Consider the following 25865-nt stretch of genomic DNA (forward strand, 5'->3'; position numbering starts at 1 on the left):
GCGAGTCGATCCTTTTGCCGAGCACAAGATGGCCCGCCTTCGTCCGGCCGATGCCGAAAAACGCGCCCAGAGCGGCTACGGCTCCGACTTCCTCGAGGCGCTGGCGCGCGGCCTGAGCGTGCTGACCGCGTTCGATGCGGCGCATAAGCAGATGACGCTGAGCGACATCGCCCGCGCGGTCGATCTGCCGCGCGCCACCGTGCGCCGCGCCCTCTATACGCTGGAGCGGCTCGGCTATCTGGACAGCGACGGCAAGCTGTTCCGCCTGACGCCGCGCGTGCTGGGGTTTGCCGCCGCCTATCTCGGCTCCAGCGGCAATGCCATGGCGCTGCAGGCGGCCTGCGATGCCCTGTGCCGCGATTTCGACGAGCCCTGCTCGGCGGCGGTGCTGGATCGGGACAGCGCCGTGATGGTGGCGCATGCCTCGCCGGCGCGGCAGCTTTCCTCGGCGCCCGGCGTCGGCTTCCGCGTGCCGGCCTTCTGTTCGGCGCTCGGCCGCGTGCTGCTGGCCGGACAGGCGGAGGAGGCGCGCGCGGCCTTCCTGGCGGCGCTGCAGCCCGTGGCGCTGACGCCCAGGACGGTGACCGACCGGGCGGAACTGGCGCGGATCGTCGCGAAGGCCGCGCAGGACGGCTTCGCGCTGTCGGATCAGGAGGCCGAGCTGGGCTTCCGCTCGCTCGCCGTGCCGGTGCGCCGCTTCGACGGCCGCGTGGTGGCGGCTCTCAATGTCGGCCTGCGCATCGAGCGCGCCAGCGCCAGGCAGATGAAGGAGCGCTTCCTGCCGGCGCTGCTGCGCATGGCGGCGGACCTGCGGGGGCAGGTGGTGTAACCGGCAACGCAGCGGGTGGCTAGATCGGATAGATCAGCGAGTTCAGAATCAGTTCGCTGTCGAAGACGCAGAGCCGCTGCTTCAGCTTCAGCTCGCCCGCCTGCCGCACGAAGACATCGAGATAGCGCCCGACATTGTAGACTTCGGAGACCGAGCCCGGCTTGGTGCGGAACACGGCGTAATTCGCGCCGGCCTCGATCGTGGCGCCATCGTCCGCCAGCACGCGCGCCGCGCCGATCACATGCCGCTGGTAGTAAGGCCCGTGGAACAGCGTGTTGGTGATGCCGTAGACGCGGTCCTTCAGCATGCCCTGGCCTTCCAGGGCCATGGTGGCGAGCGGCAGGCCGGCGTCGAAATTCTCGCGCGGCACCACCTTGTAGAGGCAATCCTCGGCGAACATCGCGATCCAGGCGTCGTAATCGCCGCGATCGAGGCAGTCGCCGTAGGCGGCGTTGAACTGATCGACGCGGTATTGCGATTCCAGGACGGTGAGCGGAATGGGGGCCGGGCGCATCCTCAGAGCTCCATCACCTTGCGCCAGTAGGCGTACATGCCGCGGATCAGCGTCTCGGTCACCATATGCGGCGTCGGCGCGACGCCGCGTCCGTCCAGCTCGCAGACCGTCTCGCCCGCGCCGGCCTGGCGGAAGCCCGCCTGCGAGAATTCGATCACCTCGCCGTCGTCGGCCGAGACGAATCCGGCCGGGCCGAACAGATTGGCCTGGCGCAGGCGTCGGCGCGTCATCTCCGCGCTGTCGTCGGCGAAGCCGAAATGCGTCCAGACGAAATCGAAACTGTCCGGCCCCGCCGGCAGGATATGCCGCGTGGACAGCGAGTTGACCTGCTGCTGGATGATCACGCTGGGAAACAGCGTGATCATGGTCACCGTCGGCCCGTTCCACCACGGCTCGACCACCACGTCGAGCAGGCGCGGATCGTGCAGCGTCATGTCCTTCTTGAAACTGGTCACGCCCTCGGTGACCGCCTTGGCCTCGCCGCCCTGATTGCGCTGCGAGATCATCACCGCATGGCGGCCGGCGTCATCCATCACCATGCGCGACTGCTGGTCGGCACGCCACAGGCCGAAGGTGACGAACCAGGTATGCAGCAGGCCGGGATGATAGGGGTCCTTGATATTCTCCATCATCAGCTTCCAGTTGCCGGGAATGCGCTGGCGGTTGGTGCCGAGGATGGTGAGCTTGCGGCCCTTGAAGATGCGGTCCAGCCAGGGCGTCACCGCCGGGCCGAAATACTCGGCCAAAGGCAGCGCCGCGGGATCGAAACTGGCGAAGACGAGGCCATGATAGGTTTCGACCTTCAGCTTGGTCAGGCCGTGCTGCCTGGGGTCGAAATCCGCCGGCATGCCGCCCTGCACCTCGTCGCCCTTCTTCACGCCGTGGCGGAACGGCAGACCGGCGAGGTCGCCGTTCAGCTTGTAGGTCCATTGATGATACGGGCAGACGAAGGCGCGCGCATTGCCGCGCGGCGTCTGGCAGAAGCGCACGCCGCGATGGGTGCAGCGATTCTCGACGACATGGAAGCCGCCGTCGCGGGCGCGCACGACGATCACCGAGCGCTCGCCGACCCGGGACAGCTTGTAGTCGCCGGCATTCGGCAGCTCGGCCTCCAGCGCGACATAGCACCAGTGGCCGCGCCCGTAGAAGAAGCGTTCGAGTTCGCGCCGGTAGATCTCGGGATCGGTATAGGCCCAGAAGGGAATCCGGCTCGCGCCGTCGCCGGCCCATCGGCGGGCCGCGGCACCGGAAACGCCGTTCGCTGCGGTTAGCGCATTCATCCGCTCCTCCCGGGTTTATTTGTATTTGCAAATACTATCGCCGGCTTTCACCAATCCGTCAAGCGCACGCTTGCCGCCACGTAAGCCGTTGATCGCGAGCGGGAAAAGCCGGACGATAGCGGCCATAAACGGAGGAAACCCGACATGTTCGACCGGCATTTCGCCGTCTGGCCGAAAGGCGCGCCGCATCATCTCACCCTGCCCGGGACCAGCCTGTACGAGAACCTGGCCATTTCGGCGCAGCGCTATCCGCACAAGCCGGCGATCCTCTATTACGGCACGGCGCTGAGCTATGCCGAACTGCTGCACGACGTCGACCGCCTGGCCGGCTATCTCGAACAGAAATGCGGCGTGAAGAAAGCCGACCGCGTGCTGCTGTACATGCAGAACAGCCCGCAATACGTCATCGCCTATTATGCGATCCAGCGGCTGACCGCCGTGGTGGTGCCGGTCAATCCGATGAGCCGCACGGAGGAGCTGCGCCATCTCGCCGCCGATACCGGCGCCAGCGTGGCGATCTGCGGCCAGGAACTGCTGCCCTTCGCGCAGCCCCTGCTGGGGCAGACCGGTCTCAAGCAGGCGATCGTCGCCGCCTATCGCGACTACATCCGCCAGCCGACCGACCTGGCCCTGCCCGATGCCGTTTGCGCCGGGCGCGCCGCCATCGACCATCCGCAGGCCGTCTCCTGGCAAGATGCCCTGGCGGCCGGCTGTGTGGCGGGCCCGCATCACGCCACGCCCGAAGACTGGTGCGTGCTGCCCTATTCCTCGGGCACCACCGGCGCGCCGAAAGGCTGCCTGCATACGATCCGCGGCGTCACCGCCACGCTGTTCGGCTCAGTGACCTGGAAGCCGTCATCCGCCGAGGCGGTGCATCTCGTCACCCTGCCGCTGTTCCATGTCACCGGCATGCAGAATTCGATGAACGCGCCGATCTTCATGGGCGCCACCATGGTGATGATGACGCGCTGGGACCGCCGCACCGCCGCCGAACTGATCAAGCGCCATCGGGTGACCTCCTGGCGGAACATCACCACCATGGCGGTGGATTTCCTGTCGGATCCCGACGTCGCCGGCTTCGATCTGTCCAGCCTGACGGCGATCGGCGGCGGCGGCGCGCCGGTGCCGGGTCCGGTCGCCGCCAAGCTGAAGGAGCTGACCGGCCTCGATTATGTCGAAGGCTACGGCCTGTCGGAGACGATCGCGGCCACGCATATCAACCCCAGCGACCGGCCCAAGCCGCAATGCCTCGGCATCCCCGTTTTCGATGTCGATTCGCGCATCGTCAATCCGGACACGCTGGACGAGCTGGGGCCGAACGAGACCGGCGAGATCGTCATTTCCGGACCGCAGGTCTTTCTCGGCTACTGGAACCGGCCGGAAGAGACGGCGCAGGTCTTCTTCGAGCGCGACGGCAAGCGCTTCTTCCGCACCGGCGATCTCGGCTATTACGACGAGGAGGGCTATTTCTTCCTGGTCGACCGGCTGAAGCGCATGATCAATGCCTCCGGCTACAAGGTCTGGCCGACCGAAGTGGAAGGCATGATGTATGCCCATCCCGGCATCCGCGAGGTCTGCATCATCGCCACGCCGGATGCCCATCGCGGCGAGACCGTGAAAGCCGTGATCGTGCCGAAAGACGGCGCCGACCTCAGCGCCGAGGCGATCCAGGCCTGGTGCCGCGAACGCATGGCGGCCTACAAGGTGCCGCGCGTGATCGCCTTCGCCGATGCTCTGCCGAAATCGGCATCCGGCAAGATCATGTGGCGCATCCTGCAGGATGCCGAGCGCAGGGGCGGCAATGCCGCCGCCGCGGCCGATTGATGCCGCCGGCCGCTTCCGGCTGACGGCACCAGACGCGGGGAACGGTGTTTATGCCGCATCGCGATCCAAGACGGACGATGCGGGATGGACGCTGCCGAGATCACCAGGAACTACCTGCTCTATCTGATCATGCCGCTATGGGTTGCGGTCGGTTTCGCCGACTGGCTGTGCCATCGCGCCGCGCGCATCGCCGCCACCGCAGGACCGAAGGAATCCGTCATCCACCTGCTGATGCTGGCGGAAGTCGGCATCGGCGTGCTGGCGGGCCTGTTTTTCGAGATCAACCCGCTGGTGCTGATCGTCATGCTGATGGCGCTGATCCTGCACGAGATCACCGCCTATTGGGATGTCTCCTATGCCTATGGCCGCCGCGCGGTAACCGCCATCGAGCAGCGCGTGCATGATTATCTCGGCGCCATTCCCTTCATGGCGTTCAGCTTCGTCGTCATCCTGCATTGGCCCGCCGCGATGCGGCTCGTTCAAGGGCAGTTCATCGCCGGCGATTGGAGCCTGGCATGGAAGGGGCAGGCCCTGCCCATCGCCTATATCGTCGCGCTGCTGGCGGCGATCGCCCTGTTCGATGCGCTGCCCTTCGGCGAGGAATTGCTGCGCGGCCTTTCGGCCCGCGCGGCAGCGATGCGGCGCAAGGCCGGCGCGGATTGAGAAAATTCCGCGGCACCCCGGCAAATCCGGCTCTGGAACCGCAGCCATCCTGCAGGGTTGAGACATCGATCCGCCGCCGCAAGGCGGCAGCGGAGCCGACCGGCATTCCGCCGATCAACATTCTCTCGGGCAGCAACAATTCAGGGTATCGTCATGGCCCAAGCCACCACTGACCACAACACGATCCGGAAATGGGCGGAGAGCAAGGGCGGCAGGCCGGCCGCCGTGGACCCAACGCATAAAGGCGGCGATGTCGGGATCGTCCGCATCATGTTTCCCGACAATCCGCAATCCGAACATGACAGCCTGGTCGAAATCTCCTGGGACGAATTCTTCCGCGAATTCGAGGACCGCAAGCTGGCGCTGCTCTACGAGACCGACGGCATGTTCAGCAAGATCGTCGGCCGCGACACGGTGCAGCGCCGCGCCGAGGGCGATAACGACGCGGCGCGCTGAGAACGGGCGGGCGGCGGCCGGGTGGGCGGCGCGGCCTTGACGGGAGCCTGCATCATGAGTTGCGCCAATCGATAGGCTGCCTGTTCAATCGGCAATTTCGGTCTGGGCGGCATCGAACCAATCCTTGAATTGGTCCACCACGCTGAAAACGATTTGCCAGTTAGGGCAGCAAAATGCTCATGTCATCGGCAGTTTCCAACATTTTTTCGGATTGCTGAGTCGGACCATATTCTTTAGGTTCGATTGTATGCAAGACATATCGCCGCAGCCTTGGTCTCAGATTCCCGCTGTCGTCGACGTTCTCGGCGCATTGCGCAGGATCGTCGAGGAGCATGCGGCGATGCCGGAGCGGCCCCTGCCGACCGAGCGGCATCTCTCGGCGCGGCTGGGCGTCAGCCGCCGCGCCGTCCGCCATGCGCTGGCCACGCTGGAAGCCGAAGGCAAGATCTGGCGCCGCCAGGGCAAGGGCACCTTCATCGGTCCGGCGCCGGCCCTGTCGGCGCCGACGCTGAGCCGGCTGGCCAGCCGGACGAATTTCTACGAGATCATGGAAGTGCGGCTGCATCTCGAGCCGAGCATCGCGCAGCTGGCCGCGCATCGCGCCAGCGCCGAGCAGATCGCGCTGATCAGCCGGATGGCCGAGCGGCTGTCTTCCTACAGTCCGGATACCGACCCGGCCACGCTGGAGCGCTGGGACAGCGCCTTCCATCGCAGCCTGGCGGAAGCCTGCGGCAACCGCCTGTTCCTCGACCTTTTCGAAGTGATCGACCGTATCCGCAACGACGCCGCCTGGCAGAGCATGAGGGCCCGCGCCCGCACGCCGGGCGGCCGCAGGCAATCGGCGCGCCAGCATCTGGAAATCGCCGCGGCGGTCGCGGCGCGCGATGCGGCGCGCGCGGCCACGGTGATGCGCCAGCACGTCGCGCTGCATCAGGAGAATCTGCTGCGCGCCATGCATGGCGACGGCGATCCCGCCCTGGTGCATGCCGCCAACGGCATTCTGCTTTCGCAAACCTAGAATCATCAAGGTCATCATGTTCAAAGCTCCGTTCGCCTTCACCACGCGGCCAGAAATCAAGGGCAATTTCGGCGTCGTGGCCACGACGCATTGGATTGCCTCGTCTGCCGCCATGGGCGTGCTGGAGCGCGGCGGCAACGCCTTCGATGCGGCCGTCACCGCCGCTTTCGTGCTGCATCTGGCCGAGCCGCATCTGAACGGCCCCGGCGGCGATCTGCCGGCGCTGATGTGGAGCGCGCGGAAGCGGAAGATCGAGGTATTGTGCGGCCAGGGTCCGGCGCCGGAAAAGGCGACGATCGCGCATTTCAAGTCGCTCGGCCTCGATCTCATCCCCGGCTCCGGCCTGCTGGCGCCCTGCGTGCCCGGCGCCGTCGACGGCTGGCTGCTGATGCTGCGCGATTACGGCACCATCGATGTGGCTGAGGCACTGGCGCCGGCGATCCATTACGCCACGAACGGCTGCCCGCTGGTGCCGCGGGTGATCGACACGATCAGCACCGTGCAGGCGCTGTTCCGGGATGAATGGAAAACCTCGGCCGCCATCTGGCTGGACAGGACCGGCGCCCTGCCGAAGCCTTTCGCCCTGTTCCGGCAGGAGGCCCTCGGCGCCACCTATGCGAGGCTGGCGCAGATCGGCAAGGACGCCGCCGGCAACCGCGAGCGCAAGATCGACGTGGTGCGCGAGGCCTGGCGCGAGGGTTTCGTCGCCGAGGCGATCGACCGGTTCTGCAGCAGCACGGAAGCCATGGATGCCTCCGGCCGGCGCCATCGCGGCGTCCTGTCGGGCGACGACATGGCGAAGTGGCAGGCGCATATCGAGGCGCCGCTGACCTACGACTATCATGGCTGGACGGTGGCGAAATGCGGCCCCTGGAGCCAGGGCCCGGTCTTCCTGCAGCAGCTTGCCCTGCTGAAGGGTTTCGATCTCGCTGCCATGGACCCGGCGGGGCCGGAATTCATCCATATCGTCGTCGAAGCCGCCAAGCTCGCCTTCGCCGACCGCGAAGCCTGGTATGGCGATCCGGACCATGTGGACGTGCCGATGCACGCGCTGCTGTCCGATGCCTATAACGCCGAGCGCCGCAAGCTGATCGCGGATACCGCGTCGCTGGAATTGCGGCCGGGCGATCCGACCGGCAAGGTGGCGCGGCTGGCCAGCGTCAAGGCCGGTTCCGCCGGCGGCGCCGGCATCGGCGAGCCCACGGTGGGGCGCCTGGCCGGCAGCGACGGCGCAATCAGCAAGCGCGGCGCGGCGAGCGGCGATACCTGCCAGATCGACGTCATCGACCGCTGGGGCAACATGGTGGCGGCGACGCCCTCGGGCGGCTGGCTGCAAAGCTCGCCGGCGATTCCCGAACTCGGCTTCTGCCTCGGCACCCGGGCGCAGATGTTCTGGCTCGAGGAAGGCCTGCCGAATTCGCTCAAGCCCGGCAAGCGCCCGCGCACCACGCTGTCGCCCTCGATGGCCTTGAAGGACGGCAAGCCGGCGATGGCATTCGGCACGCCCGGCGGCGACCAGCAGGATCAATGGTCGCCGCAGCTCTTCCTCAAGGTGCTTCATCACGGCATGAACCTGCAGGAGGCGATCGACAGCCCGGCCTGGCATTCGGAGCATTTCCCCAGCTCCTTCTATCCGCGCGCCTCGCGCCCCGGCCATCTCGCGCTGGAAGGCCGCATGCCGAAGGAGACCGTCGAAGCGCTGAAGGCGCGCGGCCACAAGCTGGAAGTCGGCGGCGACTGGTCGGAAGGCCGGCTCTGCGCCTGCGCCACCGACGAGACGCCGGAGGGCACCCTGCTGCGAGCGGGCGCCAATCCGCGCGGCATGCAGGGCTACGCAGTCGGACGGTAATCATGGGGAGCAGGCAGCCGGCATGACCTGGTCGATCGTCGCGCGCGATGCCGCTACCGGCGCCTTCGGCGTCGCGGTGACGACCAGGTTCTTTGCCGTCGGCGCGCTCTGCCCGCATGCCGCCGCCGAGGCCGGCGCGCTGGCGACGCAGGCCCTGGTCAATCCGACCTGGGGACCGCGCGGCATCGCCATGCTGAAGGACGGCGCCACGGCCGACGAAGTCGTAAGGCAACTCGTCGCCTCCGATCAGGGCCAGGCGACGCGGCAGCTGCATGTCGTCGACCAAAACGGCGGCACCGCGGCGCATACCGGCACCGAATGCATCGGCTGGTGCGGCCACAGGGTCGGCGACGGCTTTTCCGTGGCCGGCAACATGCTGGCCGGCGAGGCGGTTATCGCCGCCACGCATGCATGCTTCGCCGGCAGCAAAAAGCCGTTCGCCGAACGGCTGATCGATGCGCTGGATGCCGGCCAGGCCGAGGGCGGCGACAAGCGCGGCAAGCAATCGGCGGCGCTCGTCATCTACACCACCGAGGATTATCCGGCGCTCAGCCTGCGCGTCGACGATCATGCCGAACCGCTGGCCGAATTGCGCCGGCTCTACGGCATTTCGCAGGGCCGCTATGCCGCCTTCAGCCAGTTCATGGCGACCCGCGCCAATCCCAGCGGCGTGTGGGATCGCGACACGATCGAAGCGGAAGCCCGGCGCCGGGAAGCGGGAATGCGCTGATGGCCCTGCTCGAGATCGAAGATCTGCGCACCTACTTCGCCGGCGACGGCGGCGAGTTCCGCGCCGTCGACGGCGTCAGCTTCAGCGTCGATGCCGGCCAGACGCTCGGCATCGTCGGCGAAAGCGGCTGCGGCAAGTCGGTCACCTCGCTTACCGTCATGGGTCTGCTGCCGCCGCGCACGGCGCGCATCGCCGGCGGGAGGATCAGCTTCGGCGGCCGCGATCTGCTGGCGCTGGACGGCGATGCGATGAGCGATCTGCGCGGCAACCGGCTCGCCATGATCTTCCAGGAGCCGATGACCTCGCTCAATCCGGCCTTCACCATCGGCGATCAGATCATGGAAGGCCTGATCCGTCACAAGAATCTCGGCCGGGCGGCGGCCCGCCAGCAGGCCATCGCCATGCTGCGCAAGGTGAAGATCCCGGCGCCGGAGACGCGCATCGACGATTATCCGCATCAGCTTTCCGGCGGCATGCGCCAGCGCGTGATGATCGCCATGGCGCTCGCCTGCGGACCGGAGCTTCTCATCGCCGACGAGCCGACCACCGCGCTCGACGTTACCGTGCAGGCGCAGATCCTCGATCTGTTGCGCGACCTGCAGCGCGAATTCGGCATGGCGATCATGCTGATCAGCCACGATCTCGGCGTGATCGCCGAAATGGCCGACGAGGTCGCCGTCATGTATGCCGGCCGCATCGTCGAGCGGGCGCCGGTCGAGCGGCTTTTTTCCGAGCCGCAGCATCCCTATACGATCGGCCTGCTCGGCGCCATCCCCCGCCTCGAAGCTGAGCGCGGACGCCTGTCCACCATCGAGGGCAGCGTGCCCGATCCGCTGGCCCTGCCGGCCGGCTGCCGCTTCAGTCCGCGCTGCCCGTTTGCCGATGCGCAATGCCGCCAGGCGAGCCCCGAGCTGCGCGAGATCGCGCCGCGGCATCAGGTGTCCTGCTGGAAGGCGCCGCTATGAGCCCGTTGCTGGAGGTCAGCGGCCTGACCAAGCATTTCACCGCCAGGACCAACTGGTTCGGCCGGCCGATCAGCCATGTCTCGGCGGTCGACGATGTCGGCTTCAGCCTGCAGCCGGGCGAGACGCTGAGCATCGTCGGCGAAAGCGGCTGCGGCAAGTCGACCACCGGCAGGCTGGTGCTGCGCCTGACCGATCCGACGGCGGGCAGCATCCGCTATAACGGCCGCGACATCACCTGTCTGGAGGGCGGCGCGCTGCGCGATCTGCGGCGCGAGATGCAGCTCGTCTTCCAGGACCCCTATGCCTCGCTCAATCCGCGCATGACGGTAGGCGATACTCTGGCCGAGCCGCTGGCGCTGCACGGCCTTGTGCCGCCGGGCAAGCGCAGGGCACGCGTCGAGGAATTGCTGGCGCTGGTCGGCCTGCGGCCCTCGCATGCCCGGCGCTACCCGCATGAATTCTCCGGCGGCCAGCGCCAGCGCATTGGCATCGCCCGGGCCCTGGCGGTGGAGCCGAACCTGATCGTCTGCGACGAGGCGGTTTCCGCGCTGGACGTTTCCGTGCAGGCGCAGGTGCTGAACCTTCTGAAGGATTTGCAGGCGCGGCTTGGCATTGCGATGATCTTCATCGCCCATGACCTGGCCGTGGTCCGGCAAATATCCCAGCGCGTCGCGGTGATGTATCTCGGCCGCATCGTCGAGATCGGACCGACCGCCGCGCTGTTCGCGGCGCCGCGCCACCCCTATACGCGGGCGCTGCTGTCAGCCATTCCGGTGCCGCAGCCCAGGGCCAAGCGGCAGCGCATGATCCTGAGCGGCGACGTGCCGAGCCCGATTGATCCGCCATCGGGCTGCCGCTTCCACACCCGCTGCCCCTTCGCCATCGACCTGTGCCGCAGCAGGATTCCGGCCATGGAAACCGCCGCCGCGGGCCATGACGTCGCCTGCCACCGCTGGCACGAATTGCCGGCCGCCGAGCCCCTGCCCGTCGAAAGCGCCGCTGCGGGCGCCGAACGGCTGGCCCGTCTGCAGACCCGATTTGTCACCCAAGTCCCGAACGTCGAATAAACCAACAGGAGAAGGCTTCAATGCTCAGACACACCGTCTTTGCCGCGCTCTCCGCGGCAGTGCTGGCCGCGGCCATGCCGGCTTCGGCGCAGACGCTTCGTTTCGGCCTGGCGGAAGATCCGGACGCCCTCGACCCCACCCTGGCGCGCACCTTCGTCGGCCGCGTCGTCTTCTCGGCGCTGTGCGACAAGCTGGTCGATATCTCGCCGGACCTGAAGATCGTGCCGCAGCTCGCCACCGAATGGAAATGGTCCGGCGACAACAAGGCGCTGATCTTCAAGCTGCGGCCCGGAGTGACCTTCCATGACGGCGAGAAGTTCGACGCCGCGGCCGTGAAATTCAACATCGAACGGCACAAGACCATGCAGGGTTCGCAGCGCCGCGGCGAGTTGTCGGCGGTGACCAGCGTCGATGTGGTCGATCCGCTGACCGTGAAGATCAATACCGCCGCGCCGTTCGCGCCGCTGCTGGCCACGCTGGCCGACCGTGCCGGCATGATGGTCTCGCCCAAGGCCGCCCAGGCGCTGGGCGACAAGTTCGCCACCGCCCCGGTCTGCGCCGGGCCGTTCAAGTTCGTCGAGCGCGTGGCGCAGGACCACATCACCCTGCAGAAATACGACGGCTATTGGAACAAGGCCGACATCCATTTCGACAGGATCGAGTTCCGCCCCTTCACCGACGCCACCGTGCGCCTGGCCAACCTGCGCTCCGGCCAGCTCGACATCCTGGAGCGCCTGGCCGCCACCGACGTGCCGAGCGTGCAGAAGGACAAGAGCCTGAAGTTCGGCTCGATCACGGAGATCGGCTATTACGGCATCACCATCAATATCGGAAAAAGCGACAAGGCCAAGTCGCCGATCGGCTCGAGCGGGAAGATCCGCGAGGCTTTCGAACTGTCGCTGGATCGCAACGGCATCAACAAGGCCGTGTTCGACGGCCTGGCGACGCCGGGCAACCAGTGGGTTTCGCCGCTCAGCCCCTATTACGTGAAGTCGCTGCCGGTTCCGAAGCGGGACGTCGCCAAGGCCAAGGCGCTGCTGAAGGAAGCCGGCAACGAGCATCCCGTGGTCAATCTGGTGACGCCGACCACGACGGATGCGCGCAACATCGCCCAGGTCGTACAGGCGATGGCCAAGCAGGCGGGCTTCGACGTGCGCATCCAGGCGACCGAATTCGCCACCTCTCTGAACATGGCCGACAAGGGCGATTTCGAGGCCTATATCCTGGCCTGGAGCGGCCGGCCCGATCCGGACGGCAACCTCTACTCCTTCCACGCCTGCAAGGCGCCGCTGAACTACAGCGGCATGTGCAATCCGGCGCTGGACGAGGTGCTGAAGGATTCCCGCCTCACCACCGACCTGAAGCAGCGCCAGGCCTCCTGGGAGAAGGCGGCCAAGATCATCCTGGCCGAACGCCCGATCATTTACCTTCTGCACCGCAAATGGCTCTGGGCGTACAGCGCCAAGCTGAGCGGCTTCAAGGAATATCCCGACGGCCTGATCCGCTTCGCCGGCATGAAGCTGGGTTGAGCCGCCTTGCGCCGGGGCGGCGGCCTTTCGCCGCCCCGGCCCGCCTCATAGTCGAGCCGCCATGACGCGCTTTCTGTTCCGCCGCCTTGCCATCCTGCTGCCGACGCTGGTGTTCGTCTCGATCATCATCTTCGGATTGCAGCAATTGCTGCCCGGCGATCCCGCCATCGCCATGGCCGGCGAGGAGCGCGATCCGGTGGCCATCGCGCAGATCCGCGAGAAATACCATCTAAACGATCCGCTCTATCGACGCTACCTGCTGTGGATCGGCGGCGTGCTCAGGGGCGATCTGGGCGAATCGATCCGCATCCAGCAGCCGGTCGGCCAGTTGCTGGTCGAGAAACTGCCGGTCACCGTCGAGCTGGCGCTGCTGTCCATGCTGATCGCGCTCGGCATCGGGCTGCCGACCGGCATGATCTCGGCGCTTTATAACGGACGATGGCCGGATTACGTGGCCAATGTGATCGGCCTTTGGGGCCTGTCGACGCCGAATTTCTGGCTCGGGATCATGCTGATCCTGCTGTTCTCGGTGCAGCTCGGCTGGCTGCCCGCTTCGGGCTATATCAGCCCGCTCGAAGACCTCTGGGGCAATCTGGAGGCGATGATCATGCCGGCCTTCGTGCTCGGCAATGCGATTTCCGCCGTGCTGATGCGCCATACCCGCAGCGCCATGCTGCAGGTGCTGTCCAGCGACTATATCCGCACCGCGCGCGCCAAGGGCCTGCGCGAGCGCATGGTGATCGGCAAGCATGCCCTGCGCAACGCCGCGATCCCGGTGATCACGCTGGGCGCGCTGGAATTCGGCCAGCTCCTGTCCGGCGCCGTGCTGACCGAACAGATCTTCTCGATTCCCGGCTTCGGCAAGCTGATCGTCGATGCCGTGTTCAACCGCGACTATGCCGTGGTGCAGGGCGTCGTGCTCTGCACTGCCACGGCCTATATCGTGCTGAACCTGCTGGCCGACATCGCCTATTTCCTGGTGAATCCGAGGTTGCGCGCATGACCGCCGCCGCTATCGAGCCCGCAATGCAGAAACAGCCGGCGGAGCAAAGCCCGGCGCGCCAGGCCCTGCGCCGCCTGGTCAAGCGCAGAAGCGCGATGCTCGGGCTGGCCGTGGTGCTGGCCTTCGTCGCCCTGGCGGTTTTCGCCAATCTCGTCGCGCCCTACGATCCGACCGAGGCCGATTGGGGCGCGCTGCGCGGCGCGCCGTCGATCGAGCATCCCTTCGGCGGCGACGAGCTGGGCCGCGACGTGCTGTCGCGGGTCATCTTCGGCGCCCGCGCCTCGCTGTCGGCCGGCGTCATCTCGGTGCTGCTGGCGCTGCTGATCGGCATTCCGGTCGGGCTGCTCTCCGGCTATGCCGGCGGCTGGCTGGACGGCGTCATCATGCGCTTCACCGATGCGATGCTGGCGATCCCCTTCCTGATCCTCGCCATCGCCCTGGCCGCCTTCCTCGGCCCCAGCCTGACCAATGCGATGATCGCCATCGGCATCTCGGCGGCGCCGATCTTCATCCGCCTGACGCGCGCGCAGGTGCAATCCGTCAAGACGGAGGATTACGTGGAAGCCGCCCGCGCCGTCGGCAATCCGCCCTGGCGCATCGCCATCCGCCACATCCTGCCGAATATCTGGCCGGCCCTGATGGTGCAGGCGACGCTCACCATCGCCTCCGCCATCATCGCCGAAGCCAGCCTGTCCTTCCTCGGCCTCGGCCAGCAGCCGCCGGCGCCGAGCTGGGGCAGCATGCTGAATGCGGCGAAGGACTTCCTCACCCAGGCGCCGTGGATGGCGATCTATCCCGGCCTGTCGATCTTCGTCGTCGTGCTCAGCTTCAACCTGCTGGGCGACGGCTTGCGCGACGCGCTGGATCCGCGGCACCGCGGCTGATCGCGGCTACATCCGCGAGGGCAGCCACAGGATGATGTCCGGGATCGCCACCATGATGGCGATCACGACCAGATGGGCGATGAAATGCGGCATCGTGCCCTGGAAGACCTCCAGCACCGGCCGATTGGCGTATCGGGCCACGATGAAGCAGTTCAAGCCGATCGGCGGCGTGATCATGCCGACTTCGGCAGTGACGATCTTGATGACGCCGAACCAGAGCGGATCGAAGCCGAGCGAAATGATCAGCGGCAGCACGATCGGCACCGTCAGCACCAGGATGGCGATCTGGTCCATGAACGAGCCGAGCACGATATAGCCGGCCAGAATGAGTGTGATCACCACCCAGCGCGAGACATCCAGGCCGTCGACCCAATGGACGAGCTGCTGCGTGACCTGCGTCAGCGTGAAGAAATAGCCGAAGATGCTGGCGCCGAGCAGGATCATCGCGATCATGCAACTGCTCTGGGCGGCCCGCATGAAGGCCTTGAGCAGGTCCGCGCGGGTCACGCCCCGTTGCAGCGTGATCACGAAAGCGCCGAAGGCGCCGATGGCGGAGGCTTCCGTCGGGGTGGCGACGCCGGTATAGATGATTCCGGTCACCAGCCCGAAGAGAACCACCATCGGCCCGACTTCGCGCAACTGATAGAGTTTCTCGCGGAAGCTGACCGATTGGGCCTGCGGCGCACGCGACGGATCGCGCCAGACCAGGTAATAGACCGTCAGCATGATGGCCGCCGTGACCAGCAGACCCGGAATCACGCCGCCGATCAGAAGCTTGCCGATATTGACCTCGGCCAGCAGACCGTAGATGACCAGCGCGATGCTGGGCGGGATCAGCATGGCGAGCGTGCCGGAGATCGCCACGACGCCGGCAGCCAGTTTCGGCTCGTAGCCCTGCTTCAGCATCGCCGGCAGGCTGGTCGAGGACAGCGTCGCCGCCGAGGCCGTGCTGCTGCCGCAGATGGCGCCGAAACCGGCGCCGGCCAGGGCGGTCGCCATGCCGAGCCCGCCGGGCACGCGCCCGACCCAGGCCGCGGCGGCGCGGAACAGGCCGTCGGCGACGCCGCTGATCAGCACCAGTTCCGCCATCAGCAGGAACATCGGTATGGTGATCAGTTCGTAGGAGCTTACCGATGTCAGCGGCGTCGTCTGCAGGATGCCGAGCAGCATCGTCATGCCGCCGGTCATGTAAAGGCCGAGCGCGCCGGCAACGCCCATGGCGAAGCCGACCGGAGCGCCGATGGCAAGCAGGATGAAAAGCGTCGAAAGGACCAGCAGCAGCGTCATTCGACCATCCCCTGCTCCAGAGCCTCGTCAGCGCTGCTGATCGGGGCGAGCGCGAAGATTTCGACGCCGGTGATCAACGTATAGATATGCCCGATCACATGCAGGACCAGCCGCAGCGCCAGCAGCCCGGCGCCGAGCGGCACCAGGGCGATGGACGGCCAGGTCGGCCAGGGAATCTGTCCGGCCAGCACGTCGCCGTCGGTGAAGCTGGTCCAGGCGCGGTCGGCGCCGGCATAGGCGATGGCCGCGAACAGAAAGAAGGCACAGGCGCAGATGACGACTTCGCAGATGCGCCGCTGCTTCAGCGACATGTAATGCTGCAGGATATCGACGCTGACATGGGCGTGGTGCGCAAAGGTGGCCGACAGGACCAGATAGAACAGCGCGGTCATCAGATACAGCCCGATCAGATCGTAGGCCCAACTGAACGGACTGTTGAAAATGTAGCGCATGCCCACATCGGCCGTGGCGATCATCATAATCAGAAACATGACCGCCGCCGCGATCACTCCCGCGACAGCCTCGATCCGGCCGATGCCTCGGCCCAATGCCCGTATCATGCCTACCCCTCCCTGTTATGCGCCTAGCTGCCCGCAGCAGACAGGATACGCTCCGCCGCACGCAAATGAGGCTTATCGATCATCTTGTCATCTATCTTGACCACGCCGGCCGACGGCTCGGCGGCAAAGGCGGCGACGATGCGCCGCGCCCAGGCGATCTCGTCGGCGGATGGCGTGAACGCGGCATTGACCGCATCGACATGGTTGGGATGGATCACCGCCTTGCCCGCGAAGCCGTCGCGGCGGGCTTCGCGCGCCTCCTCGCCGATGCGGTCAATATTGCCGATCTCGGTGCTGACCGTGTCGATCGCCGCCACGTTGGCCGCAGCCGCGCCGGCAAGGCAGAGGTTGCGGGCCAGCAGGTAGGGGCCGTGCCAGATGCCGTTGCTGCGGTTTTCGCTGGCGCCCAGCGACGCAGCCAGATCCTCGCCGCCCCACATCATGCCGCAGAGCCGGCCGCTGCAATTCTTGTAGCTGCCCAGGCCGAACAGCGCCTCGGCGGTCTCGGTGACGATGGCGACGATCTTCGTCGTACCCGCCGGAATGCCGTGTGCCGCCTCGAAGGCGTCGAGATAAAGCGCCAGCCGGCCGACATCCGCGCCGCCGGCGCATTTCGGCAGCACGATCCCGTCCGGCCGCGCCGGCATGACGGCGGCAAGGTCGTCGAGCGTCTCGCCGGTATCGAACGCGTTGACCCGCACGAACAAGGCCGCCTTGCGCGCGCCGGCGGTCAGCATGCCGGCGGTGATCCCGCGCGCCTCCGCCTTGCGCGAGGCCGCCACCGAATCCTCCAGATCGAGGATCAGGGCATCCGCCGCCGTGGTGATTGCCTTGTCGAACTTGCGCCGGCTGTCGCCCGGAACGAAAAGCATGGAGCGCATGCCATCACCCCTTCTTGCGCATGAAAGCCGTGCGGCGGCAGATCGCGACCAGTTCGTCATGCTGATTGCGCGCGGTATGCTCGAACTCGACCAGGCCCGCATCCGGCCGTGACTTGCTTTCGCGCTTGGAGATCACTTCTGTGCGGCAGCGCAGGGTGTCGCCATGAAAAACCGGCTTGGGGAAACGCACGTCGCTCATGCCCAGATTGGCGATGGTGGTGCGCAGGGTCGTGTCGTTCACGGTCATGCCGATCATCAGCCCCAGCGTGAACAGGCTGTTGACGATGCGGCGGCCGAACTCGGTTCCCGCCGAGAAATGCTCGTCCAGATGCAGCGGCTGCACATTGAGCGTCAGCGTGCTGAACAGCGTGTTGTCCATCTCCGTCACGGTGCGGGTCCATTCGTGATCGAAGACCTGACCAACGCTGAATTCCTCGAAATACAAACCAGCCATTGTCGTCTATCTCCTCGCTTTGTTCGGACCGGTCAGCCCTGGCGGCGGCGCATCATGCGCAGCGGATTGTAGGTCAGCGTCACCACGCCGGCCTGGGTGATTACCTTGTTCATGGTGCGCACCAGGCCGCGATCCGGCTTCGAGGTCGGCCGCATTTCGATGACCTCGCATTCGACATGGATCGTATCGCCGACGCAGGTCGGCCCCTTGACGTCCACTTCGGCATTGAGGAAGGCCAGGCCGGTTTCCTGCATGCTCGGCGTCAGCAGGCCTTCCGCGATGGCGTAGACCATGACCCCCGGCACGACGCGGCCGCGGATCGCCCTGCTTTCCTGTCCCGAAGCGTCGGTGAACAATTCCTCGTTCATCCAGCTGACGCCGACGAAATTGACCAGATCGGCCTCCGTGATCGTGCGCGCCGCCGTGCGGAACTGAAAGCCGATCTGCAGGTCGTCCCAGATGAATCCACGGCCGATGATATGCATGCTGTCTCCTAGTTCGAACGCAACAGCGGCCGGGCCGCCTTCTCCAGGTCGTCGCGCCATTGCGGCGCGGCAATGGCGATCATGCGGCGCGCCCGTTCGGCCAGCGTACAGCCGCGCAGTTCCGCCGCACCGTATTCGGTGACGATGATATCGGCGTCGCTGCGCGGCGTGGTGACCACGCCGGAGCCGAGGCTGGTGACGATGCGGCTGACAGCGCCGCCCTTCGCCGTCGCCGGCAGGGCGATGATCGAACGGCCGCCCGCAGAGGCATGGGCGCCCCGGATGAAATCGAGCTGGCCGCCAACGGCGCCGACATAGACGCCATCCACCATCTCGGCGCCGATCTGGCCGGTCAGGTCGACTTCGATCGCGGAATTGATCGCGATGAAGTCCCGCAGCCGGCCGATCACAGCGAGGCCATGGGTGTAGCTGGGCGGCGCCAGACGGATCGCCGGATTGTCGTCGGCCAGATCGTAGAGCCGCCGCGTGCCGAACAGCACCCCGGCAACGCTGACGCCGGCGTCGATGCTCTTGCGGGCATTGGTGATGATGCCGGCTTCGATCAGGTCGCAGACGCCATCGCCGATCATGCCGGAATGGATGCCGAGATCGCGGCGATCCAGCAGGCCCGCCATGATCGCATCCGGAATGCTGCCGATCCCCATCTGCAGGGTGGCGCCGTCCGGGATGTAGCGGCCGACATGGGCGCCGATTTGGCGCTCGCGTTCGCCGATCGCCGCGCCGGGCAATTCCAGCGGCAGCGCTTCGGCGGCAACGAAAGCATCGATGCGCAGATCGCCGGGAATCTCGCCGCCATGCAGCCAGGGCACCTGTTCGTTGACTTCGGCGATCACCACGCGGGCCCGCCGCGCCGCCGCCAATGTATAATCGCAAGCCAGCCCAAGGCTGTGGCGCCGGCCGGGACGCGGCGGACTGAGCTGCAGCAGCACGACATCGGCCGGCAGCAGACCGGCGGCGAACTGCCTCTCCAGATCGCTGTAATGCACCGGCAGGATGTCCAGCCGGCCGGCTTTGGCAAGCTGCGCCGCCCTGCCGATGCCGCAATATCCGGAGAAGGCGAGATTGGCGGGCGCGGTCGGCGGGAAGCTGTCGGAAAAGACCGGGCCGAGAAAAAGCCGCAGCGGCCCGAGGCGATCGGCCTGGGCGATCAGGTGCCGCGTCAGGCTGCGCGGCTCGGCCGTGCCCTGCCCGCACAGGATTGTGTCGCCGGGCTTGACCCAGCGCGCAAAATCCAAATCGGCGGGCTTCAACATCGGCGGCGCCAGGTTGCTCAGTAGGATTTCGGCAGGCCCAGCACCCGTTCCGCAATGAAGCAGAGGATGAGCTGCGGGCTGATCGGCGCAATGCGCGGAATCATCACTTCGCGCAGATAGCGCTCGACATGATATTCCTTGGCATAGCCGAAACCGCCATGGGTCATGACCGCGGTCTGGCAGGCCTTGAAGCCGGCTTCCGCCGCAAGGTATTTCGCCGAATTGGCCGCGGCGCCGGCCGGTCTGCCGGTATCGTATTGCCAGGCCGCCGACATCACCATCAGCCATGCGGCTTCCAGCTCCATCCAGCATTCGGCCAGCGGATGCTGGATCGCCTGGTTCTTGCCGATCGGCCGGTTGAAGACGACGCGCTCCTGGGCGTATTGCGTCGCCCGCTTGAGCGCGACGCGGCCCAGGCCGACGGCTTCCGCGGCGATCAGGATCCGCTCGGGATTCATGCCGTGCAGGATATAGTCGAAACCGCGGCCTTCCTCGCCGATGCGGTCCTCCACCGGCACGCGCAGGCCGTCGATGAAGACCTGGTTGGAATCGACCGCCTTGCGGCCCATCTTCTCGATCTCGCGGACCTCGATGTATTTGCGGTCGAAATCCGTATAGAACAGGCTCAGCCCCTGCGTCGGCTTCTTGACCTCTTCGAGCGGCGTGGTGCGGGCCAGGATCAGCATCTTGTCCGCCACCTGTGCGGTCGAAATCCAGACCTTGGCGCCGTGCAGCAGATAATGATCGCCGCGCCGCTCGGCCTTCAGCTTCAACTGCGTCGTGTTCAGGCCGGTATTCGGCTCCGTCACGGCGAAGCAGGCCTTGTCCTTGCCCTGCACGAGCGGCGGCAGCATGCGGCGCTTCTGCTCTTCCGTGCCGAACACCACCACCGGATTGAGGCCGAAGATGTTCATATGCACGGCGGAGGCGCCCGACATGCCGGCGCCGGATGCGGCGATCGTTTCCATCATGATCGCCGCCTCGGTGATCCCGAGGCCGGCGCCGCCGAATTCTTCCGGAATGCAGATGCCGAGCCAGCCGTCCTTCGCCAGGGCCTGATGCAATTCGGACGGAAAGCCGCCTTCCTTGTCCTTCTTCAGCCAGTAATCGTCGCCAAAGCGGCTGCAGATGCCGGCAATCGATTCCCGGATCGCCTCTTGTTCAGCCGTCAATGCGAAATCCATGATTACGTCTCCTCGATCTAAACGGTATCGCCCGGCTCCAGCGTCACCTTCTCGCTCAGCATCCGGGCGATCTCGGCATCGCTGTAGCCCGCTTCGCGCAGGACTTCCCGGCTATGCTCGCCCAGGCGCGGCGTCGGGCGCGTCGGTTCCGGCTGGCTCTGCGACCAGGTGGCGGGAAAGCGCATGCTGCGCAGCACGCCCTCGGTCGGATGCACCGACAGCCTGAAAAATTCCGTCGCCGTCAGATGCGGATCGTCGAAGATGCTGTCCAGATCGTGCATCGGCATGGACGGAATGTCGGCGTCCAGCAGCAGGCGCAGCCATTCCTCCGTCGGCCGGCCGGCAAAGATCTCGGCGATCTCGTTGTAAAGCTCGTTGATATGCCTGGTGCGGACCGCCAGATCGGAAAAGCGCGGATCCTGGTCCAGCTTCTCCGGCTGGCCGATGGCGTTGAAGAAGCTGCGCCACTGCTTGTCGTTATAGATCAGCACGCAGATATAGCCGTCGCTGGTGCGATAGGGTCTGCGGGCCGGCGCCAGAAGGCGGGCATAGCCGGCATCGCCCAGCGGCGGCTCGAAGCTCTTGCCGCCCATGTGATCGCCGAGCACGAACTGCGTCATCGTCTCGAACATGGGGATATCGATGCGCTGGCCCTCGCCGGTGCGCTGGCGATGGTACAGCGCGGCGAGAATGTTGCTCAAAGCGGTGATGCCGACGACGCGGTCGGCCATCGTCAGCGGCACGTAGCGCGGTTCGTGACCGCCGGCGAGCTTGTATAGCGTCGGCAGGCAGGATGCGCCCTGAATCAGGTCGTCATAGGCCGGCCGGGCCGCATAGGGCCCGTCCTGGCCGTAACCGAAAACGCCGGCATAGATGATGTTCGGATTGACCTTCCGGACCTCGTCATAGGACAGCCCGAGGCGCTCCATCGCCTGCGGGCGGACATTGTAGAAGAGCACGTCGGCGCTGCGGGCCAGGCGCAGCAGCGCCGCCCGGCCCGCAGGCTTCTTCAGATCGAGCACGATGCTGCGCTTGCTGCGGTTGGCATGCAGGAAGATCGAGCCCATATCCGCATGGCGACCGGGCCCGATGCCGCGGATCAGATCGCCCTGCGGGGGCTCTATCTTGATCACGTCCGCGCCCATGTCCCCGAGCATGACGGTGGCATAGGGCCCCATCAGAACGGTGGTCAGATCGACGACGCGGACACCCTTGAGAGGACCACTCACACGCGACTCCTTTGACGCGAGGCTGCTGTCGTTACGCCGGCATCGGCCGTACTACCTGGCGCCCTCGGCCAGAGCCTTGCGATAGGCCGCCAGAACCTCCGAGCCCGGCTTGCCGCGCTTGTCCAGCCCCTGCGCCCATTCCTGGGCGATGCCGGCGCTGATGGTCTTCACGGCTTCGCGCTCGCTGTCGGGGAAAGACGCCATATGAGCGCCCTTCTCCCTGATCTTGGCGATGTCGGTCTTCACGTCGCGGTCGGTCGTCTCGCAGGCGTTTTTGGTTGCCGCCTCGCCGGCCCTGGCGATCGCCGCCTGGATGTCGGGCGACAGCTTCTTCCACTTGGCTTCGCTAATCACATAGGTCAGCACGGCCGAGCCGAAATTCTCGCCCGTCGTCGCGCTCTTCGAGAGCGAGGCGAGGTCGTAGGAGATCACGCTGGCATAGGGCAGCAGCATGCCGTCGATCGTGCCGCGCGACAGCGACTCGTAGATTTCCGGCGCGGCCATGCGCACCGGCACGCCGCCGAAGGCCCGCGCGGTCGCGTCCATGGCGCCGCCGGCCGTTCTCAGCTTCAGGCCCTGGATGTCCTTGTAGCTGTCGAGCTTGGCCTTGTTGGTGAACAGCTGGTAGGGCGGCAGGACCAAAGTGAAAATCATCCGCACGTGGTTCGGCGCGAATTCCTTCTTCGCCAGGACGCCGTCGCCGGTGGCCAGCTTGTAATAGGCCAGGGTGCCGGCGCAGCCGGTGGCGAAACTGCCCGGCAATTCCGCCACGGCGGAGAGCGGCATCTTCTCCGAGACGTAGGACGGAACCACGTAGCCGACATCGGCAACCCCGGTCTGCGTCAGGGTCAGCATGTCCTTCGCCTTGCCGAGCTGCTCGGCCGGGTAATATTCGAACTTGACCTTGCCCTTGGTGAGACGCTCGACCTCGGCCATCCAGAATTTGGTGCCGTGTTCGGCGAAGAAATGCCCGACCGGCAGACTGTCGGCGACGCGCAGCTTCTGTTCCTGCGCAAATGCCGGCAGGGCGATCAGGGTGCCTGCGATGGCCAGTGCCGTTGCGATATGCTTGCTCATTGCAGCGCCTCCTCGAACGCCTTCAGTACCTGCGTGCCCGGCTTGCCGCGCTTGTCGAGCGCCTGCGCCCATTCGGCGTTGACGCCGGACATGTGTTTGCGCACGGCGGCCTTGTCGGCGGCGCCGAGCGTCACCAGATGGACGCCCGCCTTGCGCAACCTGTCCTGGTCCGCCACCTCGCCGGCCTGGGAAATCTTGCAGGCGCGGCTGCTGGTCTCCTCGGCCATGTCGTCGAACAGCTTGCGCACATCCGGCGGCAACGCCTTCCAGCGGCGGTCGCTGATCACGTAATTGACGACGAAGCTGCCGAAATTCTCGCCGATGGTGGCGCTCTTCAGCAGGCCCTGCAGGTCGTACGAATAGATGCTGGAATAGGGGAACAGCATGCCGTCGATGGTGCCGCGCGACAGCGCCTCGTAGACTTCCGGCGTCGACATCGAGATCGGCACGGCGCTCAGCTTGCGCACCGCCAGTTCCTTGGCGCCGCCGCTGCTGCGGATCTTCAGGCCTTCGAAGGTTTTCAGCCCCTCGATGTCCTTTTTGCCGAGAAAGACCTGATAGGGCGGCAGCACGATGGTGAACAGCAGATGGATGCCGAGCGGCGCGAATTCCTGCTTGGCCAGGATGCCGTTGCCGTGCGCCAGCTTGAAATACGCCATGGTGCCCTGGCAGGATTCCGTGAAGCTGGCCGGCAGTTCCGCGACGGCGGAAAGCGGCATCTTGTCGGTGACGAAGGACGGCGGCACATAGCCGATATCGGTCACGCCGCTTTGCGTGAGCGTCAGCATGTCCTTGACCTTGCCGAGCTGCTCGGCCGGGTAATACTCGAACGTCACCGCGCCGTTGGAGCGCTTGGTGAGTTCGGACATCCAGACCTTGGTGATCTTCTCGCCGATGTAATGCCCGGTCGGGAAGGAATCGGCGACGCGCAACTTGACGGGCTCGGCCTTCGCCTGGCCGGCAACGAGCATTAAGGCAACAACTCCGCAGAACGCAGAGCGCTTTGCAAGCGCCTTCATCATTTGGTTTCCTCCAGATTGTCGTTCACTGCCTCGCCGGTCTCGCGCCGGCCGGGCAAGGGGGTCTTCGTCGGTTCAGTGCGCCTCCCCCACGGCTGCCTCGACGGCCTTGGCCGCCTTCTGAATGAGTTCGATATGCTGCTGCAGCTTCGGCTTCATGCGGTGGATCGGCCCGACCAGCGAAATGCCGCAGATGTCGCCGCCGACATTGACCGGAACGGCGATCGACATGACGTCCGACACGGTTTCGCCGACATTCGAAAACCAGCCGCGCCTGATCGACTTCTCGATATCGGCGTCGAGTTCCCGCTTGGTGGTGAGCGTGGCCGGCGTGTGCTTGGTCATGCTCATCTGGCCGTAAAGCGCATGGCGCTCGTCCAGCGGCAGATGCGACATGATCGCCTTGCCGATCGAATTCGAATACATCTCGCGGATTTCGCCGATCTGCGCGCTGTAGCGGATCCGGTGCGGCGATTCGAGCACGTCGAGATAGACGACATGCAGGCCGCGGCGCTTGGCGAAGACGATGGTTTCCTCCGATGCGTCGCGCAAGGCCTGCAGCAGCGGCGAGATGCGCGCCGCGATCGGATCGTTTGCGGCGATGACGCGCGCCACTTCCAGGATTCGTTTGGTCGGATAGAGGCTGCCGCGCGGCTTCACCGAATAGAGATAGCCGCGATTCTCGATCGTGCGCAGCAGGTTGAAGCAGCTGGAGACCGGAATCTCCATCTCGCGCGACAATTCCGACAGCGTTGCCGGCCGCTTCAGCGCAGCAAAGACTTCGAAGAGATCGAATACGCGACCGGCAGTTTTCACATCCATGAAAATATATTATACAATTATGAAATCTCAGTCAAGCCGCGAAAATCGCGATGCCGCCCTGCCGAGGCCCGGCACCCGATGCGCTGGCGCCGGTCTGCCGGTTCCGCAACTTCAATTCGCAATCGCAAAACGATCGAGGGGATGTGCGCGTGCAATGCCCGGCGGCGTATCGCCGAAACGCTCGCCGGGCGGCACGGAAAAAACCGGTGTGTCGAATGTCGAATGCAGGCGGACAGCGCCGGTCCGCGATGGCTGCGTTCAGCCGCGCCCCTCGAAAGCGTCCCGCAGCCTGGCGAGATCGAACTTTTTCATCCGCAGGAAGGCTTTCGTCACCCGCGCCACCTTCGGTGCATCAGGATCGCTCAGCATGTCCGGCAAGGCTCTCGGAAAGACCTGCCACGACAGGCCGAACTTGTCCTTGAGCCAGCCGCATGGCCCTTCCTCGCCGCCCTCGCCCAGCCGCTCCCAGAAATAGTCGATCTCCTGCTGGGTGTCGCAGGGTACCTGGAAGGAGACGGCCTCGTTGAACCTGAATAGCGGGCCGCCATTGAGCGCGGTGAATGCCTGTCCGTTGAGCGTGAAACTGACGGTCATCACGGCACCTTCCGGCTGGCCGTGAATCTCGAAGCCTTCCTTGCCGTAGCGGGACATCGTCTCGATCTTGGAATTGGGGAAGATCGAAACATAGAAGCGGGCCGCCTCCTCGCCCCGGCCATCGAACCACAGGCATGGGGTGATGGAATGCGGGGCGATAGCCTGCATGGCCTGGCCGTCCTTGCCGGTCGCGATCATCTCGTCCTCCTTCGCGCGGATTGTAGTCCGAGGACGAATGGGAGGGCGGCGATCCGACAGGGCCGCTCATCATTTTGGCGCCGCTAAAACCGTCGCGGCTCTGCGGACCCGCGGCGCATTGTCAGGCAGCGGCACGCAATGCGGCGGGAAATCCAATCATTTTCGCGGCTTGGAGAATCTGGCGGAGGGA

At 65.9% G+C, this 25865-nt stretch carries 26 protein-coding genes; 12 read left to right on the plus strand and 14 right to left on the minus strand.

The features are described from left to right. Nucleotides 1-28: 28 nt before the first annotated feature. A complete protein-coding gene (locus VF194_RS18165; protein ID WP_330892611.1) occupies nucleotides 29-829 on the plus strand; it encodes an IclR family transcriptional regulator domain-containing protein in 801 nt (266 codons plus the stop codon). A gap of 19 nt (nucleotides 830-848) precedes the next feature. On the opposite strand, the gene VF194_RS18170 is transcribed toward VF194_RS18165, so the two are convergent. Then, complete coding sequence (locus tag VF194_RS18170; RefSeq protein WP_330892612.1) at nucleotides 849-1343, minus strand: aromatic-ring-hydroxylating dioxygenase subunit beta; 495 nt, start codon at nucleotides 1341-1343, stop codon at nucleotides 849-851. 2 nt (nucleotides 1344-1345) lie between these two features. Beyond that, the gene (locus tag VF194_RS18175) at nucleotides 1346-2623 is read right to left on the minus strand and encodes an aromatic ring-hydroxylating dioxygenase subunit alpha (RefSeq protein ID WP_330892613.1); all 1278 of its coding nucleotides are present in this window, start codon (nucleotides 2621-2623) and stop codon (nucleotides 1346-1348) included. A gap of 144 nt (nucleotides 2624-2767) precedes the next feature. Here VF194_RS18175 and VF194_RS18180 point away from each other — a divergent pair, with 144 nt between their 5' ends. From VF194_RS18180 to VF194_RS18230, 11 genes are all read left to right on the plus strand, one after another. Then, nucleotides 2768-4447, plus strand: coding sequence for a long-chain fatty acid--CoA ligase (locus tag VF194_RS18180; protein WP_330892614.1), 1680 nt, complete (start codon nucleotides 2768-2770; stop codon nucleotides 4445-4447). A gap of 84 nt (nucleotides 4448-4531) precedes the next feature. Further along, nucleotides 4532-5110, plus strand: a complete 579-nt coding sequence (locus tag VF194_RS18185; RefSeq protein WP_330892615.1) for a hypothetical protein — start codon at nucleotides 4532-4534, stop codon at nucleotides 5108-5110. 153 nt (nucleotides 5111-5263) lie between these two features. Next, on the plus strand, nucleotides 5264-5566 hold the full coding sequence (locus VF194_RS18190; RefSeq protein ID WP_330892616.1) for a hypothetical protein: 303 nt from the start codon (nucleotides 5264-5266) through the stop codon (nucleotides 5564-5566). Nucleotides 5567-5813: 247 nt separating this feature from the next. Further along, complete coding sequence (locus tag VF194_RS18195; RefSeq protein ID WP_330892617.1) at nucleotides 5814-6584, plus strand: FadR/GntR family transcriptional regulator; 771 nt, start codon at nucleotides 5814-5816, stop codon at nucleotides 6582-6584. A gap of 16 nt (nucleotides 6585-6600) precedes the next feature. Then, a complete protein-coding gene (locus VF194_RS18200) occupies nucleotides 6601-8433 on the plus strand; it encodes a gamma-glutamyltransferase family protein (RefSeq protein ID WP_330892618.1) in 1833 nt (610 codons plus the stop codon). A gap of 22 nt (nucleotides 8434-8455) precedes the next feature. Next, the gene (locus VF194_RS18205; protein WP_330892619.1) at nucleotides 8456-9163 is read left to right on the plus strand and encodes a DUF1028 domain-containing protein; all 708 of its coding nucleotides are present in this window, start codon (nucleotides 8456-8458) and stop codon (nucleotides 9161-9163) included. Then, nucleotides 9163-10128, plus strand: coding sequence for an ABC transporter ATP-binding protein (locus VF194_RS18210; RefSeq protein WP_330892620.1), 966 nt, complete (start codon nucleotides 9163-9165; stop codon nucleotides 10126-10128). Before VF194_RS18205 ends, VF194_RS18210 begins: the two co-directional genes overlap by 1 nt. Then, nucleotides 10125-11195: a dipeptide ABC transporter ATP-binding protein gene (locus VF194_RS18215; protein WP_330892621.1), complete on the plus strand. Its 1071-nt coding sequence runs from the start codon at nucleotides 10125-10127 to the stop codon at nucleotides 11193-11195. The genes VF194_RS18210 and VF194_RS18215 overlap by 4 nt, the downstream gene beginning before the upstream one ends. A 20-nt stretch (nucleotides 11196-11215) precedes the next feature. Further along, nucleotides 11216-12724 carry an ABC transporter substrate-binding protein gene (locus VF194_RS18220; protein ID WP_330892622.1) on the plus strand — a complete coding sequence of 503 codons (1509 nt, stop codon included), beginning with the start codon at nucleotides 11216-11218 and terminating at the stop codon, nucleotides 12722-12724. 61 nt (nucleotides 12725-12785) lie between these two features. After that, the gene (locus VF194_RS18225) at nucleotides 12786-13727 is read left to right on the plus strand and encodes an ABC transporter permease (protein ID WP_330892623.1); all 942 of its coding nucleotides are present in this window, start codon (nucleotides 12786-12788) and stop codon (nucleotides 13725-13727) included. Further along, nucleotides 13724-14611: an ABC transporter permease gene (locus tag VF194_RS18230; RefSeq protein ID WP_330892624.1), complete on the plus strand. Its 888-nt coding sequence runs from the start codon at nucleotides 13724-13726 to the stop codon at nucleotides 14609-14611. The genes VF194_RS18225 and VF194_RS18230 overlap by 4 nt, the downstream gene beginning before the upstream one ends. A 6-nt stretch (nucleotides 14612-14617) precedes the next feature. Here the strand turns inward: VF194_RS18230 and VF194_RS18235 are convergent, their stop codons facing one another. From VF194_RS18235 to VF194_RS18290, 12 genes are all read right to left on the minus strand, one after another. After that, nucleotides 14618-15898: a TRAP transporter large permease gene (locus VF194_RS18235; RefSeq protein ID WP_330892625.1), complete on the minus strand. Its 1281-nt coding sequence runs from the start codon at nucleotides 15896-15898 to the stop codon at nucleotides 14618-14620. Beyond that, on the minus strand, nucleotides 15895-16458 hold the full coding sequence (locus VF194_RS18240) for a TRAP transporter small permease (RefSeq protein ID WP_330892626.1): 564 nt from the start codon (nucleotides 16456-16458) through the stop codon (nucleotides 15895-15897). The genes VF194_RS18235 and VF194_RS18240 overlap by 4 nt, the downstream gene beginning before the upstream one ends. A gap of 23 nt (nucleotides 16459-16481) precedes the next feature. Then, nucleotides 16482-17330, minus strand: a complete 849-nt coding sequence (locus tag VF194_RS18245; protein WP_330892627.1) for a CoA ester lyase — start codon at nucleotides 17328-17330, stop codon at nucleotides 16482-16484. 13 nt (nucleotides 17331-17343) lie between these two features. Continuing rightward, entirely contained in the window at nucleotides 17344-17793 is a 450-nt protein-coding gene (locus VF194_RS18250; RefSeq protein ID WP_330892628.1) for a MaoC family dehydratase, read from the minus strand. A 32-nt stretch (nucleotides 17794-17825) separates the two neighbouring features. Continuing rightward, complete coding sequence (locus tag VF194_RS18255) at nucleotides 17826-18278, minus strand: acyl dehydratase (RefSeq protein WP_330892629.1); 453 nt, start codon at nucleotides 18276-18278, stop codon at nucleotides 17826-17828. A gap of 8 nt (nucleotides 18279-18286) precedes the next feature. Next, on the minus strand, nucleotides 18287-19552 hold the full coding sequence (locus VF194_RS18260) for an acetyl-CoA hydrolase/transferase family protein (protein WP_330892630.1): 1266 nt from the start codon (nucleotides 19550-19552) through the stop codon (nucleotides 18287-18289). Nucleotides 19553-19569: 17 nt separating this feature from the next. Continuing rightward, complete coding sequence (locus VF194_RS18265; RefSeq protein ID WP_330892631.1) at nucleotides 19570-20736, minus strand: acyl-CoA dehydrogenase family protein; 1167 nt, start codon at nucleotides 20734-20736, stop codon at nucleotides 19570-19572. Nucleotides 20737-20753: 17 nt separating this feature from the next. Further along, complete coding sequence (locus tag VF194_RS18270; RefSeq protein ID WP_330892632.1) at nucleotides 20754-21965, minus strand: CoA transferase; 1212 nt, start codon at nucleotides 21963-21965, stop codon at nucleotides 20754-20756. Nucleotides 21966-22016: 51 nt separating this feature from the next. Further along, nucleotides 22017-23042, minus strand: coding sequence for a TRAP transporter substrate-binding protein DctP (gene dctP / locus VF194_RS18275; RefSeq protein ID WP_330892633.1), 1026 nt, complete (start codon nucleotides 23040-23042; stop codon nucleotides 22017-22019). After that, nucleotides 23039-24013, minus strand: a complete 975-nt coding sequence (gene dctP / locus VF194_RS18280) for a TRAP transporter substrate-binding protein DctP (protein WP_330892634.1) — start codon at nucleotides 24011-24013, stop codon at nucleotides 23039-23041. Before dctP (VF194_RS18280) ends, dctP (VF194_RS18275) begins: the two co-directional genes overlap by 4 nt. Before the next feature lie 123 nt (nucleotides 24014-24136). Beyond that, nucleotides 24137-24883, minus strand: a complete 747-nt coding sequence (locus VF194_RS18285; protein WP_330892635.1) for an IclR family transcriptional regulator — start codon at nucleotides 24881-24883, stop codon at nucleotides 24137-24139. 258 nt (nucleotides 24884-25141) lie between these two features. Then, a complete protein-coding gene (locus tag VF194_RS18290) occupies nucleotides 25142-25675 on the minus strand; it encodes a VOC family protein (protein WP_330892636.1) in 534 nt (177 codons plus the stop codon). Nucleotides 25676-25865 lie beyond the last annotated feature (190 nt).

The organism is Ferrovibrio sp., assembly GCF_036381655.1.
In the GTDB taxonomy this organism is placed as follows: domain Bacteria; phylum Pseudomonadota; class Alphaproteobacteria; order Ferrovibrionales; family Ferrovibrionaceae; genus Ferrovibrio.

Excerpts from the sequence above, each read along its gene's own strand:
- VF194_RS18255 (WP_330892629.1), bottom strand. The coding sequence starts at position 18,278 with ATGCATATCATCGGCCGTGGATTCATCTGGGACGACCTGCAGATCGGC.
- dctP (WP_330892634.1), bottom strand. The coding sequence starts at position 24,013 with ATGCTCGTTGCCGGCCAGGCGAAGGCCGAGCCCGTCAAGTTGCGCGTC.
- VF194_RS18265 (WP_330892631.1), bottom strand. The coding sequence starts at position 20,736 with ATGGATTTCGCATTGACGGCTGAACAAGAGGCGATCCGGGAATCGATT.
- VF194_RS18185 (WP_330892615.1), top strand. The coding sequence starts at position 4,532 with ATGGACGCTGCCGAGATCACCAGGAACTACCTGCTCTATCTGATCATG.
- VF194_RS18200 (WP_330892618.1), top strand. The coding sequence starts at position 6,601 with ATGTTCAAAGCTCCGTTCGCCTTCACCACGCGGCCAGAAATCAAGGGC.
- VF194_RS18235 (WP_330892625.1), bottom strand. The coding sequence starts at position 15,898 with ATGACGCTGCTGCTGGTCCTTTCGACGCTTTTCATCCTGCTTGCCATC.
- VF194_RS18180 (WP_330892614.1), top strand. The coding sequence starts at position 2,768 with ATGTTCGACCGGCATTTCGCCGTCTGGCCGAAAGGCGCGCCGCATCAT.
- VF194_RS18285 (WP_330892635.1), bottom strand. The coding sequence starts at position 24,883 with ATGGATGTGAAAACTGCCGGTCGCGTATTCGATCTCTTCGAAGTCTTT.
- VF194_RS18290 (WP_330892636.1), bottom strand. The coding sequence starts at position 25,675 with ATGATCGCGACCGGCAAGGACGGCCAGGCCATGCAGGCTATCGCCCCG.
- VF194_RS18245 (WP_330892627.1), bottom strand. The coding sequence starts at position 17,330 with ATGCTTTTCGTTCCGGGCGACAGCCGGCGCAAGTTCGACAAGGCAATC.
- VF194_RS18240 (WP_330892626.1), bottom strand. The coding sequence starts at position 16,458 with ATGATACGGGCATTGGGCCGAGGCATCGGCCGGATCGAGGCTGTCGCG.
- VF194_RS18170 (WP_330892612.1), bottom strand. The coding sequence starts at position 1,343 with ATGCGCCCGGCCCCCATTCCGCTCACCGTCCTGGAATCGCAATACCGC.
- VF194_RS18260 (WP_330892630.1), bottom strand. The coding sequence starts at position 19,552 with ATGTTGAAGCCCGCCGATTTGGATTTTGCGCGCTGGGTCAAGCCCGGC.
- VF194_RS18210 (WP_330892620.1), top strand. The coding sequence starts at position 9,163 with ATGGCCCTGCTCGAGATCGAAGATCTGCGCACCTACTTCGCCGGCGAC.
- VF194_RS18230 (WP_330892624.1), top strand. The coding sequence starts at position 13,724 with ATGACCGCCGCCGCTATCGAGCCCGCAATGCAGAAACAGCCGGCGGAG.
- VF194_RS18195 (WP_330892617.1), top strand. The coding sequence starts at position 5,814 with ATGCAAGACATATCGCCGCAGCCTTGGTCTCAGATTCCCGCTGTCGTC.
- VF194_RS18205 (WP_330892619.1), top strand. The coding sequence starts at position 8,456 with ATGACCTGGTCGATCGTCGCGCGCGATGCCGCTACCGGCGCCTTCGGC.
- VF194_RS18215 (WP_330892621.1), top strand. The coding sequence starts at position 10,125 with ATGAGCCCGTTGCTGGAGGTCAGCGGCCTGACCAAGCATTTCACCGCC.
- VF194_RS18225 (WP_330892623.1), top strand. The coding sequence starts at position 12,786 with ATGACGCGCTTTCTGTTCCGCCGCCTTGCCATCCTGCTGCCGACGCTG.
- dctP (WP_330892633.1), bottom strand. The coding sequence starts at position 23,042 with ATGAGCAAGCATATCGCAACGGCACTGGCCATCGCAGGCACCCTGATC.
- VF194_RS18190 (WP_330892616.1), top strand. The coding sequence starts at position 5,264 with ATGGCCCAAGCCACCACTGACCACAACACGATCCGGAAATGGGCGGAG.
- VF194_RS18165 (WP_330892611.1), top strand. The coding sequence starts at position 29 with ATGGCCCGCCTTCGTCCGGCCGATGCCGAAAAACGCGCCCAGAGCGGC.
- VF194_RS18175 (WP_330892613.1), bottom strand. The coding sequence starts at position 2,623 with ATGAATGCGCTAACCGCAGCGAACGGCGTTTCCGGTGCCGCGGCCCGC.
- VF194_RS18220 (WP_330892622.1), top strand. The coding sequence starts at position 11,216 with ATGCTCAGACACACCGTCTTTGCCGCGCTCTCCGCGGCAGTGCTGGCC.
- VF194_RS18250 (WP_330892628.1), bottom strand. The coding sequence starts at position 17,793 with ATGGCTGGTTTGTATTTCGAGGAATTCAGCGTTGGTCAGGTCTTCGAT.